The 12,785-nt window shown below is 74.0% G+C and carries 11 protein-coding genes; 2 read left to right on the forward strand and 9 right to left on the reverse strand.

From position 1 onward, the window contains the following. Nucleotides 1–23 precede the first annotated feature (23 nt). The 8 genes from O4U47_RS04965 to O4U47_RS05000 form a co-directional block, all read right to left on the reverse strand. Nucleotides 24–206 (reverse strand): plantaricin C family lantibiotic, encoded by a 183-nt coding sequence (locus O4U47_RS04965; protein WP_270676342.1) that lies wholly within the window; start codon nucleotides 204–206, stop codon nucleotides 24–26. A 306-nt stretch (nucleotides 207–512) separates the two neighbouring features. Beyond that, nucleotides 513–1,433: an LLM class flavin-dependent oxidoreductase gene (locus O4U47_RS04970; RefSeq protein ID WP_270676343.1), complete on the reverse strand. Its 921-nt coding sequence runs from the start codon at nucleotides 1,431–1,433 to the stop codon at nucleotides 513–515. Nucleotides 1,434–1,439: 6 nt separating this feature from the next. After that, nucleotides 1,440–1,745, reverse strand: coding sequence for a helix-turn-helix domain-containing protein (locus O4U47_RS04975; RefSeq protein WP_270676344.1), 306 nt, complete (start codon nucleotides 1,743–1,745; stop codon nucleotides 1,440–1,442). Nucleotides 1,746–2,391: 646 nt separating this feature from the next. Next, nucleotides 2,392–3,840 (reverse strand): NCS2 family permease, encoded by a 1,449-nt coding sequence (locus tag O4U47_RS04980; RefSeq protein WP_270676345.1) that lies wholly within the window; start codon nucleotides 3,838–3,840, stop codon nucleotides 2,392–2,394. A gap of 270 nt (nucleotides 3,841–4,110) precedes the next feature. Then, nucleotides 4,111–6,507 carry a xanthine dehydrogenase subunit D gene (gene pucD, locus O4U47_RS04985; RefSeq protein WP_270676346.1) on the reverse strand — a complete coding sequence of 799 codons (2,397 nt, stop codon included), beginning with the start codon at nucleotides 6,505–6,507 and terminating at the stop codon, nucleotides 4,111–4,113. Next, complete coding sequence (locus tag O4U47_RS04990) at nucleotides 6,507–7,895, reverse strand: 8-oxoguanine deaminase (RefSeq protein ID WP_270676347.1); 1,389 nt, start codon at nucleotides 7,893–7,895, stop codon at nucleotides 6,507–6,509. Before O4U47_RS04990 ends, pucD begins: the two co-directional genes overlap by 1 nt. After that, a complete protein-coding gene (locus O4U47_RS04995; RefSeq protein WP_270676348.1) occupies nucleotides 7,892–8,410 on the reverse strand; it encodes a (2Fe-2S)-binding protein in 519 nt (172 codons plus the stop codon). Before O4U47_RS04995 ends, O4U47_RS04990 begins: the two co-directional genes overlap by 4 nt. Then, the gene (locus O4U47_RS05000; protein WP_270676349.1) at nucleotides 8,401–9,288 is read right to left on the reverse strand and encodes an FAD binding domain-containing protein; all 888 of its coding nucleotides are present in this window, start codon (nucleotides 9,286–9,288) and stop codon (nucleotides 8,401–8,403) included. Before O4U47_RS05000 ends, O4U47_RS04995 begins: the two co-directional genes overlap by 10 nt. 224 nt (nucleotides 9,289–9,512) lie before the next feature. Between O4U47_RS05000 and O4U47_RS05005 the strand changes: the two genes are divergently transcribed. After that, nucleotides 9,513–11,090, forward strand: a complete 1,578-nt coding sequence (locus tag O4U47_RS05005; RefSeq protein WP_270676350.1) for a PucR family transcriptional regulator — start codon at nucleotides 9,513–9,515, stop codon at nucleotides 11,088–11,090. 455 nt (nucleotides 11,091–11,545) lie between these two features. Beyond that, nucleotides 11,546–11,953, forward strand: a complete 408-nt coding sequence (locus tag O4U47_RS05010) for a four-helix bundle copper-binding protein (RefSeq protein WP_270676351.1) — start codon at nucleotides 11,546–11,548, stop codon at nucleotides 11,951–11,953. A gap of 177 nt (nucleotides 11,954–12,130) precedes the next feature. Here the strand turns inward: O4U47_RS05010 and O4U47_RS05015 are convergent, their stop codons facing one another. Further along, complete coding sequence (locus tag O4U47_RS05015) at nucleotides 12,131–12,553, reverse strand: CBS domain-containing protein (RefSeq protein WP_270676352.1); 423 nt, start codon at nucleotides 12,551–12,553, stop codon at nucleotides 12,131–12,133. Nucleotides 12,554–12,785: the final 232 nt, after the last annotated feature.

Genomic DNA, 12,785 nt, shown 5'->3' on the forward strand with positions numbered 1-12,785 from the left:
GCTTTCAGTGGAAGAAGGCGTTCTCAGCATCCGTCCTGGCACTCCACGGTGAGGGTGCACACCTGCCCCGGGTTCCCGAGTCCCAGGCTGATGCCGATGCAACCGATTCCGGTGATCGTGTTCGGGGTCGCGTCGGCGCCGAAGATGATCTGCGCCAGGCCCTGCTCGCCGATCTCCTCAAGGATTCCCGCGTTCGGGTTCGTCATGGTGCCTCCGGTCTCTCGATCTGTTCACGTCGAATGACGGAGCGCGATGACTTCGGTGCCGCTCCGGAGGACAAGGGGCGGCGGCCGTTCGGGGTCACGAAAAGAGGATCTGCCGCCATTCGGAACCCCGGTGCCATCGGGGTGACGGCTCCGGTGCGGACCGGGCCCTTTGCTCCCGGCTCCGACGGAAAAGATTCTGTCGGAGCCGGAATGCGGGTTCCAGTGGACTTTGGGGACCTGTACTTTCGGGTGGTGTACTTCAGGGAAAGGCGGAGCCGTCGCAGGTGACGGGGTGTCCGCGGAGTGTCACCGCTCGTCTCTGAATTCGGCGAGGATTTCGGTCGCGTCCTCGGTTCCGGCGCGGACGTTCTCGGTGACCGCGACACCGGCGGGATTGACGACGACCTCGTCGGCGCCGGCGGCGGCATAGCACTTCAGCCCCTCGGCCACCTCCGAAGCGGAGCCGTAGAGGAAGACGCCGCCGTCGACGAGCCGCCCGGCCCCCTCCCACGGGTCGGCGGCACTGACGCGTAGGCCCGCCCGGTTCAGCATGTCGACGTACTGCCCGGCGGACAGGTGCCCCTGCGCCGCCGCGAAGGCCAGCGCACGGGCGTCGCGGCCCGGCCTCCGGACGGCCGCGTGCACGACGGCCACGAGTCTGGGCGGCCGCCCCGCGCCGCCGCCCAGGGCCGGGACGACGGCATCGCGGAGGTAGTCCGGCGGGGCCAACCAGGTCACGGCCGCGTCGGCGACCTCGGCGGCGGCCCGCGCCATGCCGGGCCGCAGGACCCCCGCGGCCAGCTCGACGCGCGGGTGGTCGATCTTCGGGAGGAGGTCGTCGCCGCCTTCCAGGTGGCGGCGCACCTCGGCGATGTAGTCGCGCACCGCCGACGCCGGGCGGTCGTAGCGGTGGCCGAGAAGGCGGGCGATGACCTCGGGGGTGCCCGCGCCGAACCCCGCCACGACCGGGCGTCCGGTCAGCAGGGCCAGCGCTCGGGCGTCCGCCGCCGCCTGGAACGGGTGGCGCAACGGCGTGAGCTGTACCGATGTCCCCACGGGGATCCGGTACCCGGCCCCGGCGAGGTAGGCCAGCGCCGGCAGGGGGCCGCCCTGCGGCGAGGTCCCCATCCAGAGCCGGTGGGCGTCGCGGAGTCGGACCAGGTCGGCGAAGGGGCGGATCTCGTCGGCGTCCAGCGGGGTGTGGGGGAGGAGGAGGGAGACGCGCATCGGGGATCAGGCCTCCCGCGCCGTGTCGGCCGCGGCCCTGTCGTGGGCGACGAGGGCGGAGCAGGCCGGGCACCTGCTCGCGACGAAGGTGAGGGCGGCCTGGACGCGCGATTCCACGCCGAGCTTCTCGAAGATCCGGGTGATATGGGCCTTGACCGTCCGCTCGGTCACGGTCATCCGCCTGCTGATCTCCCGGTTGGAGTACCCGGAGGCGACCAGCAGCAGGACTTGGAGCTCGCGTCCGGTCAGGTCCTCGACCGCTTCGGGGCAGAGCGGCGGGCCTGCGTAGGGCGAGCAGGGGTGGGTCTGCACTCGTGTGTCCCTGTCCGTTTCTGTTGTGCGGCGGTCCGCACACCCTGCTCCGTCCTTCGCGGACATGGACGTCCGTGATGGTCGCGCCTCGGGGCGGGCCGAGCGGGGAGACCGCGCCGTGGGGACGAGGAGACGAGTGGGAGCGTTCCCACGGGAGGGACCAGGGCATGCGGAGCGTCCTTGCGGTGATGGGCCCCGCTCGACGGCGGAGACGGTCCGCGGGATCCCGGTCGGGATCGGAGGGGCGGGGCCCGGGACGCCCGGGGCCCAGCTCCCTGCGGGTGGTCCGTGGCAGCCGTCGGGGCGGGACCCATCGGGGGGGGAGGGGCGAACGGGGGCCGGGTTCGCGGTCGTGGGGGATCGTGCGTGGGGGATCATCGCGTCGGATCGGGCGCCCTCCGGCCCACGGGCTTCCTGCCGGGCGGGAGGCCGCCCGCCGTGCCGTCCGAACGGGCAGAGGGCGAACGGCACGGTAGTGTCGTCGCCCGCCCGGCGGCAAACTCTTTCGATCCTCGATTAAGTTCCGAGGTCGGGGCGGCCCCGGCCGGTGTCGGGGCCGGGCACGGGCCCCGAACGGCGACGGCGCCCGTGCCCGGAGGGGACTCCGGGCCCGGGCGCCGCTGGGGGGTGGGAGAGGGTCCGGGGGCTACAGGCCCAGCAGGTGCTCGATGCCGGCCAGGCCGAAGTCGGCGGCGAACACCGCGGTCAGGATCCACATCAGCCAGCCCACCTCGCGGTACTTGCCCACGGCGGTCTTGATGATGGTGTAGGCCACGATGCCCGCCCCGATGCCGGTGGCGATGTCGTAGGTGAACGGCATCAGGGCGATGGTCAGGAACGCCGGGATCGCGATGGAGATGTCGCTCCACTCGATGGCGCCCACGCCCATCATCATCATGGCCCCCACGAGGACCAGGGCGCACGAGGCCGCCTGGCCCGGGACCATCCCGAACACCGGGGAGAACAGGATCGCCAGCAGGAACAGCCCGCCGGTGACCAGGCTCGCCAGCCCGGTGCGGGCGCCCTCGCTGACGCCCGCGGTGGACTCCACGAACACCAGGGTGGCCGAGGAGCTGGTCACGCCGCCGACCACGGCCCCGGCGCCGTCGGTGCCCAGGATCTGGTTGGTGCGCGGCATCTGCCCGTTCTCGTCGGTCAGCCCCGCCTTGTTGCCCACCGCCAGCACGGTGCCCAGCGCGTCGAAGAACCCGGCCAGGATCAGCGTGAACAGGATGACCGCCGCGCTGGCCGGACCCGCCTGGACCCAGGCCCCGAACAGGTCGACCTGGAAGAGCAGGCTGAAGTCGGGGGCGGTGAACAGCGTCTCGGGAAGCCGCGGCGCGGACCCGCCCCAGGTGTCGTCGCCGAGCTGGAAGACGTAGGTGACGACGACGGCGATGGCGGTGGCCGTGACGATCCCGTAGAAGATCGCCCCGGGCACGTTGCGGGCCAGCAGGATCGCCGAGACCAGCAGCCCGATGATGAACACCACCACCGGCCACCCGGCCAGGTGGCCGGTGGTGCCCAGCTGCAGCAGGCTGCCCTCGCCCGCGCTGACGAACCCGGCGTTGGCCAGCCCGATCAGCGCGACGAACATGCCGATGCCCACACCGATGGCGAGCTTGAGGTTGTGCGGCAGCGCGTTCATCACCGCGGTGCGCACCCCGGTGACCACCATCAGGATGATGGCGATGCCCTGCCAGACCACCAGGCCCATCGCCTGCGGCCAGGTCATCTGGGGGACCGCCTGGTAGGCCACCACCGCCATGACGCCCAGGGCGGCGGCCAGCGCGATGGGCGCCCGGCCCAGCACGCCCATCAGGATGGTGACGATGCCCGCCGACAGCGCGGTCATCGTGGTGAGCTGCTCGAAGGTGGGAGCGTATCCGTTGATGTCCTGGGCCCCGCTGAGCACGATCGGGTTCAGGACGATGATGTAGGCCATGGCCATGAAGGTGGTCAGGCCTCCGCGGATCTCGCGCCCGTAGGTGGAGCCGCGTTCGGTCACGAAGAAGAACCGGTCGAGCCAGGATCGATCGGTCGTGGAGGCCGCCGCCGGTTCGGGGGTGGGCCCCTTCGCGTCGAGTCGAGTCATGTCCCCTCCTGGAGGGAGTCGGGTCCGGGCCTGCCCTGCCCGGTACCGCGTGCGGGGGGTCGATTACGTTCTGTGACCAACCGTGGGTGCGCCCGGACGAGGCGCGTCCACGGGGGGCCGGTGCGGGGCCCAGCACCGCCGGGCGGCCACGTTACCGCCGTGCGGGCCGAGAGCCCGTGTCTCCTTCTTCTCGCGTGCCTCCTGGGTCCGGAGGCTGCCCGTCCCGGCACCGAGGGCGCCGGCGGACCGGGACGGGCAGGATCGGGGGCGCTACAGCTCGATGCCCACGATGTCCTCAGGGCGCACCGGGGCGTGCGTGAGCGCGCGCCCGGTGGCGTCCCGCACCGCCGCCACGATCGCCGGGGTCGACGACAGCGTCGGCGGCTCGCCCGCGCCGCGCAGCCCGTAGGGCGCGTTGGGGTCGGCGTGCTCCAGCACGTCGATCCGCATCGGCGGGGTGTCCAGGATGGTGGGGATCAGGTAGTCGGTGAAGGACGGGTTGCGGATCTGGCTGTCCTTGACCTGGATCTCCTCCATCAGCGCCAGGCCCAGCCCCTGGGTGGAGCCGCCCTGGATCTGCCCGGCCAGCTGCTGGGGGTGCATGACCTTGCCGACGTCCTGCACCGCGTCCAGCGCCACCACCTTGACCAGGCCCAGCTCCACGTCCACGTCGACCACCGCGCGGTGCACGCACATCCCGAACTGGGTGTGCGAGTCGCCCTGGCCGAACGTGGGGTCGAGCATGTGCGTGGGCCGGTGGTGGAACTCGCGGGTCTCTTCGACCGCGCCGCCCTCCAGCACGTCGGCCAGCGGCGCCAGCACCCCGTCGGTCTCCGAGACGAGCTTGCCGCCCTGCAGCGACAGCACCGCGTCCGGGTGGCCGGGGGAGACCAGGCCGCGCTCGCGGGCGATCTCGAACACGCGGGCCCGCACCGCCTCGCAGGCCGTCTTGACGGCGCCGCCGGTCATGTACGACTGGCGGGAGGCCGACGACGACCCGGCCGAGCCGACCTGGGTGTCGGAGGGGTGGATGGTCACCCGCTCCACGCCCAGCTCGGTGCGGGCGATCTGGCCCTTGACGGTGACCAGGCCCTGGCCGACCTCGGCCGCGGCGGTGTGCACCAGCGCCACCGGCTCGCCGCCGATCAGCTCCAGGCGCACCCGGGCGGTGGAGTAGTCGTCGAACCCCTCCGAGAAGCAGAGGTTCTTCAGGCCCACCCCGTAGCCGACGCCGCGCACCACGCCCTCGCCGTGGGTGGTGTTGGCCACCCCGCCGGGCAGGGTGCGCAGGTCGGACGGGTCGGGGAGCTGCTCGCGGGCCGGCGGCAGCGGCATGTCCTTGGAGCGTTGCAGCATCTCGGCCATCGGCAGCGGCGTGTCCATGAGCTGGCCGGTGATGATCCGCGAGCCCTGCTTCATGGCGTTCTTGATGCGCAGGTCCACCGGGTGCATGCCCAGCTCGGCGGCGAGCTTGTCCATCTGCGACTCGTAGCCGAAGCACGCCTGCACCGCGCCGAAGCCGCGCATCGCCCCGCACGGCGGGTTGGTGGTGTACACGCCGTAGGCGTCCACCTTGACGTTGGGCACCTCGTAGGGGCCGATGCCCAGCGAGGAGGCCACGCCCACCACCGCCGGGGTCGCCGAGGCGTAGGCCCCGCCGTCGACGACGATCTCCAGGGTGGCGTACAGCAGCGTGCCGTCCGCCTCGGCCCCGTGCTCGAAGCGCATCTTGGCCGGGTGCCGGTGCACGTGGCCGTAGAACGACTCCTCGCGGTTGTACACGATCTTCACCGGGCGGCCGGTGTGCAGCGCCAGCATGCACGCGTGGATCTGCATGGACAGGTCCTCGCGGGCGCCGAACGCCCCGCCCACCCCGGCCAGGGTCAGCCGCACCTTGTCCTGGGGCAGGCCCAGGGCCGGGGCGATCTGGCGCTGGTCGACGTGCAGCCACTGGGTGGCGATGTACAGGTCCACGCCCCCGTCCTCGGCGGGCACGGCCATGCCCGACTCGGGGCCGAGGAAGGCCTGGTCCTGCATGCCCACCTCGTACTCGGTGGACACCACCGCGGCCGCCCGGGAGCGCAGCTCCTCCAGGGCCTCGCCGCCGGTGAAGGCGCCGGTGCGGATGGGCTGGTGGCGCACCACGTTGCCGTGCTGGTTGTACTCCTCGTGCACCGGCAGGGTGCCGTCCTCGTGCACCAGGGGGCACTCGGGGTCGAAGGCGGCCCGCCGCGAGTCGCTGACCGGCTCCAGCACCTCGTAGTCGACCTCGATGCGCTCCAGGGCGCGGCGCGCGGTCTCGGGGTGGTCGGCGGCCACGATCGCCACCGCCTCGCCCTTGTAGCGCACCTTGTCGAAGGCGAGCACCGGCTGGTCCTCGTACTCCAGCCCGTAGCGCTTCTCCCCGGGCACGTCCTCGTGGGTGAGGACCGCGTGCACCCCCGGGAGCTTGAGCGCCCCGGTGATGTCGATGCCCCGGATGCGGGCGTGCGGGTGGGGGCTGCGCAGCGTCATCCCCCAGAGCATGTCCTCCATCCACATGTCGGAGGAGTAGGCGAACTCGCCGGTGACCTTGAGCGTGCCGTCGGGGCGGCGGGGGCTGGCCCCCACACCGTCCCGGGTGGTGCTGGACAGGTCGCCCGGGGCCCGGGTCGTCGTGCCGGACATCACCGGCTCACCTCCTGGGTCAGTCGTCGGTGGGCGGCGCGGCCGGCCTCGGCGGCCTCGCCGTGGGAGACGGTGCGCAGCTCCCCGCGCTCGACCACGGTGCGGCCGCCGACCAGCAGCCGCTCCAGCGGCGGGACCGGGCCGAACGTCAGGGCCACCACCGGGTCGTCGATCACGTCGTAGCCGAAGCCGTCGATGCGCCACAGCGCGATGTCGGCGAGCTTGCCCTGCTCCAGGGAGCCCAGCTCGTCCTGGCGGCCGAGCACCCGGGCGCCGCCCAGGGTGGCCATGTGCAGGGCCTGCCGGGCGGTGAGCGCCTGGGGCCCCTTGCGGGCGCGCGCCATCAGCAGCGCCTGGTGCATCTCGCCGGCCAGCGGGGTCAGCTCGCTGGAGGCGGGGCCGTCCACGCCCAGGCCCACCGGGGCCCCGGCGGCCAGCAGCTCGGTGGTGCGGCAGATGCCCGCGCCCAGCCGGGCGTTGGAGGTGGGGCAGTGGGCCACACCGGTGCCGGTCTCGGCGATGCGCGCGATGGCCGCGTCGGACAGGTGCACCGCGTGGGCGAACCACACGTCCTCGCCCAGCCAGCCCAGCTTCTCGGCGTACTCCACCGGGGTGCAGCCGAACTCGGCGGCGCACTTCTCCTCCTCGTCGAGGGTCTCGGCGAGGTGGGTGTGCAGCCGCACGCCCTTGGCGCGGGCCAGCTCGGCGGCGCCGCGCATCAGCTCGCTGCTGACCGAGAACGGTGAGCAGGGCGCCACCGCCACCCGGGTCATCGACTCCGGCGCGGGGTCGTGGTGGGCGTCGATGGCCGCGGCGGTGCCCTCCAGGGCCCCCTGGAGGGTCTCGACCACCGTGTCCGGCGGCAGCCCGCCCTGGGAGTGCCCCCGGTCCATCGACCCGCGGGCCAGGTCCAGGCGGACGCCGACCCGGCGGGCCGCCTCCACCTCGGCGGCGGCGATGTCGCCGCGCCCGGCCGGGTAGATGTAGTGGTGGTCCGAGGCGGTGGTGCAGCCCGACAGCGCCAGCCAGGCGGTGCCCGCGGTGGTGGTACCGGAGACCACCTCGGCGTCCAGCCGGTGCCAGATCTCGTAGGAGCCCACCAGCCACTCGAACAGGGTGCCGTCGGCGAACAGCCCCTGGGTGGCCCACTGGTACAGGTGGTTGTGCGTGTTCACCAGGCCGGGCGTGGCCACGCAGCCGCGGCCGTCGATGCGCCGCGCCCCGGGGACGTCCGGGGCCGCGCCCGACCCGACGCGGGTGATGCGCCCGTTCTCGGCCACGATGTGCCCGGCGGCGTACTCGGCGCCGCCGACCGTGGCGATGTAGGCGCCGTCGATGACGACGGTCCCGGCCTCCGTGCCGGACGCGCCGCTGGTCGCGCCGGTCATGCGGCACCGCCCGCCTTGGCGGACTCGCGCTCGGCGGCCACGCGCACCGCGTCGATGATCTTCTCGTAGCCGGTGCACCGGCACAGGTTCCCGGCCAGCGCCTCGCGGATCTCGGCGTCCTCGGGCACGCCCTTGCCGGCGCCCACGGTGCGGGAGATGAGGTCGTCGGTCTGCACCAGCAGGCCGGGGGTGCAGAAGCCGCACTGCACCGCGCCCATCTCCACGAACGCCTCCTGGACCGCGCCCAGGCGCTTCTCGTCGCCCTCGCCCTGCTTGTCGGCCAGGCCCTCGACGGTGCGCACCTCGCACCCCTCGGCCTGCCCGGCGGCGACCATGCACGAGCAGGCGGTCACCCCGTCCAGGTAGACGGTGCACGACCCGCACTCGCCCTGCTCGCAGGCGTTCTTGCTGCCCGGCAGGCCCAGGCGCTCGCGCAGCACGTACAGCAGGCTCTCTCCGGCCCACACGTCGTCGGCGCTGACCTGCTCTCCGTTCACGGTGAACGTCACGCGCATCGGGCGTCTCCCCTCGGGTCCTGCAGGCTCTTGCGGTAGTCGGTGACCGACCAGGAAAGGGCGCGGCGCGCCATCACGCCCACGGCGTGGCGGCGGTAGTCGGCCGAGCCGCGCTGGTCGTCGATGGGGCGGGCGACCGAGGACACCAGCTCGCCGAAGCGGCGCACCACGGCCTCGTCCAGCACCGCGCCGCCGTCCCAGTCGAACTCCCCGGCCAGGAACTCCTCGGCCTCCTCGGCGCGGACCGGGGTCGGCGCCACCGACCCCAGGCCGGTGCCCACGGTGCGCGTGCCGGCGTCCAGCGCCAGGCTGAAGTTGGCGACCGCGATCACCATGGCGTTGCGGGTGCCGATCTTGGAGAAGTGCTGCGGCCCGGCCGGGCGGGGCAGCAGTACCGCGGTGATCAGCTCGTCGTCCTGCCGGGCGGTGCGGCGCAGCCCCAGGTAGAACTCGCGCGCCGGGACCCGCCGGGTGCCGCGCACCGACGCCAGCTCGATGACCGCGTCGGTGGCCAGCAGCACCGGGTGCGACTCCCCGGCGGGGGAGGCCCCGCCCAGGTTGCCGCCGACGGTGCCGCGGTTGCGGATCTGCGGCGAGGCCACCGACCGGGAGGCCTGCGCCAGCGCCGGGGCGCGCTCGCCCAGCTCGGCGATGATCCGGGTGTAGGGCACGCCCGCGCCGAGGCGGACCCCGTCGCCCTCGGGCCCCCACGCGGCCAGCTCGGGCACGCGGGTCAGGTCGATCAGGGCCCCGGGCCGGTGCTTGTCGAAGTTCAGCTCGACCATGACGTCGGTACCGCCCATGATCGGCACCGCGTCGGGATGCGCGCTCTTGGCGGCAAGCGCTTCCTCCAACGTGGAAGGGCGCAGGAAGTCCATACTCGTCCTCGTCGTTGCGCGGGCGGACGGTCGCGCCGTTCGCCGTGTGGTCTACGCCGGGTGTGTATGTGAAGTACAACACTGGGGAACAGCGCGCGACCACCCGGTGAACCCATGAACCGGAGCGCTGGTCGCGGGCGGTGCTTTGTTGTTTCCTCCAACAACCCGTCGTGGGTTAACGTGGCGCTGCGCGGCCCCGCCGCGACGCGAGACGAAGGGACCCCATGCGGCTCGGCGAACTGCTCTCCATCCCCCGGCTGAAGCTGCGCTTCCTCAGCGGAGCCGACCAGGCCCACCGCTCCATCCGCTGGGCCTACACCACCGACCTGCTGCGGCCCGCCCGCTACCTGACCGGCGGAGAGCTGGTGCTCACCGGCATGATGTGGCGGACCGGCCCCGCGGACTCGGAGGTGTTCGTGTCCTCGGCCGCCGAGGCGGGCGCGGCGGCCGTGGGCGCCGGGACCGCCCTGGGCGAGGTCCCGCACGACCTGGTCGAGGCCTGCGTCCGGCACGGCATGCCGCTGCTGGAGGTGCCCGCCGAGACCTCCTTCGGCGCGGTCACCGAGGAGGTGCTGCGGCTGATCAACCGGCGCCGCTTCACCACCATCGCCGAGAACCGGGACCGGCACCGCCGGATGATGGCCGAGGTCGCCGCCGGGGCCGACTTCCCCGCCGTGTTCGCCACGGCCGCCGAGCAGGCCCGGGTGCGCGCCTGGGTGCTCTCCAGCACCGGCCGCGCGGTCGCCTCCGCCGGGCCCGGGCTGGACGAGCGGGCCCGCGCCGAGCTGGCCGCCCGCGCCCTGTCCTGGCCGTCGTTCCCGCGCAGCACCGCGCTGCCCGGCGGGGAGGGGGCCGGGCGCGAGCTGACCGTGATGCCGGTGCAGACCCGCCACTCCCACCCGCTGGCGGGGTGGCTGCTGGTGTGCGAGGGCCGCCACGAGGACTGGGAGGAGGAGGTCCACGAGGCCGTCGCCGAGCTGGCCTCGATCGCGGTGCTGGCCCGCAGCCGGGAGGAGGAGCGGGCGCTCAACGACGCCCGGCACGCCGAGGCGCTTCCCCGGCTGGTCGAGGAGCAGCGCCTGGAGGAGGTGGAGGCGCTGTTGCGCGCCGCCGGCGCCGGTCCGGGGCCCGGCCGCGGGCACGTGGTGGTCAGCGCCGCCCTGGCGCCCGACCCGCGCCTGCCCGACCTGGCCCGCCGGGTGCTGTCCGAGCTGCTGGCCGAGCGGCCCGGGGCGGTGGTCACCGGGGAGGGCGACGTGCTGGCGGTGGTGCCGGTGCCCGACGCGGCCGAGGAGGGCGCCCGCGCCGCCGAGGGGCTGCGCGCCGAACTGGAGCGCGGGGCGTGGGCCCTGGAGCCGGGGCTGGTGGACTACCGCCTGGCGGTGGGGATCGGGTCGACCCCGCGCGAGCTGGGCGACCTGCGCGGAGCGGCGGCCGAGGCGCGGCACGCGCGCAGGCTGGCGGGGCTGCGCCGGGGCCGGGCCCAGGTGATCGCCGGGGCCGAGATCGACTCGCACGAGCTGCTGCTGGCCTCGGTCCCCGAGGAGGTGCGGGCCTCCTACCGGGAGCGGCTGCTGGGGCCGCTGCTGGCCTACGACCGGGACCACCGCTCGGACCTGGTGGAGACGCTGGAGCGGTTCCTGGAGCACTCGGGGTCCTGGCAGCGGTGCGCGTCGGCGATGCACGTGCACGTCAACACGCTGCGCTACCGCATCGGCAGGGTGGAGGAGCTGACCGGGCGCGACCTGAGCCGCCTGGACCACCGGGTCGACCTGTTCCTGGCGCTGCGCCTGCGCGGCTGACGGCGCTGCGTCGACCGTCCCTGCGGCCTCCCTCCGGTTTCCGGGGCGCCCGGATTTCTTCCGGGGGGTGTGCATGCTCCCGACGGCACGGGGTTAGGGCCCGGGATGAGGCGCGAGGGGGCGATGACCCGGCGCCCCCCGCCTCCACCCGGACCTCCGCCCGGGTGTACACCGCCTCGGACGCGGCGCCGGGGTTCTGGGGGGTGCCCCGGTGCCCCCGAGGTGGTCGAGGGGGGAACAAGCGGGGGACGGCCGGTGTCCGGCCCGTTCGAGCGGCGGGCCGGGCACCCGGGACGGAGGCGCCGCCCGGAACGGGGACGAGAGGACCGTGCCGGGCGGCGCCGCGCCGTGCCCGGCCGCCCGCGTCGGCCGTCCGCGCGCGGTCCGGACCGGTGTTTACCCGAGGTCGTCGCAGGTAGCGGGTGGGTGACGGGCAACCGAGCCGAGGAGGACCGATGCCCACCCAGACCCAGGAGTTCCTGCGGACCCACCCGCGCGACGTCATCGGCGACACCGAACTCCTCTCCACCGCCATCGAGCGCCTGGCCGCCTGTGCGCAGGCCTGCGTGGCCTGTGCCGACGCGTGCCTGGGCGAGCGCGACGCCGCGGACCTGGTGCCGTGCGTGCGGCTGAACCAGGACTGCGCGGACGTGTGCGAGGCGGCCCTGCGGGTGCTGTCCCGGCGCACCGCGGTCGACCCGCTGCTGCAGCGCGGTCTGCTGTCGGTGTGCGCCGAGTACTGCAGGGCCTGCGCCGAGGAGTGCCGCCGCCACGGCGACCGGCACGAGCACTGCGCCCTGTGCGCCGACACCTGCATGCTGTGCGAGGACGCCTGCACGCGGCTGATGGCGCGCATCGGGTGACCGGCGGGCCGCCCCGGAGGACCGACCGGCGGCCCTTCCCGCCGGGCCCACAGCGGCCCGGCGGGAAGGGCCGCCCTGCCTGGGAGCGTGCCCGGGAGCCCGGACGTGATCGGGGCCGCCCTCTTCAGGGCGGCCCCGTGTCCTTCGTCGGCCGGTCGGCGGCCGGGGACGCCTCCGTCACAGGTTGTTCCCCTCGGCCGCGCTGATGTCGGCGAGGGCCGAGCGCGGGTCCCGTTCCAGGGCGAGGTCGCCCAGGGACACCACGCCCAGCGGGCGGCCCTCCTCGACGACGGGAAGGCGGCGGATGCTGTGCTCGCGCATGAGCCGTACCGCCTCGGTCACATGCGTCTCCGGGCCGATGGTCACCGTCTGCTCGGTGAAGGACCGGTCGACCGTCTCGGTCGAGCAGTCCGCCCCCTCGGCGACGCAGCGCACCGTGATGTCCCGGTCGGTGACCAGCCCGCGCAGCCGGCCGTCCTCGGCGATGAGGACGTCCCCGACCTCCTTGTCGCGCATGATCCGGGCGACGTCGCGCAGCGGGGTCCCAGGAGTGACGGTGTAGGGCGGGGTCGTCATGACCTCGCGCACGGTCTCGGCCATGGTGGTCTCCTTCCCTGGTGCGTCGTGCGTTCTCCGGTCCGCTACCAGCCCTCGGCCGCGTGAAACACGCTGGTCAACGCCGAGTGGCCAGGGTGCCGCGGCGGCCCCTTCCCCACCGCGTGCGCTCGGTCGGCGCCGGGACCGTCCCGGCCGCGCGCCGCGAGGTAAGGTCAATGTCACCCTCAGGTGAGATCGTCGGCCGCGCACGGCGGTAGCGGAGGGGCATGGAGCC

The sequence above is a fragment of the Nocardiopsis suaedae genome (genome assembly GCF_027706745.1).
GTDB lineage: Bacteria > Actinomycetota > Actinomycetes > Streptosporangiales > Streptosporangiaceae > Nocardiopsis_A > Nocardiopsis_A suaedae.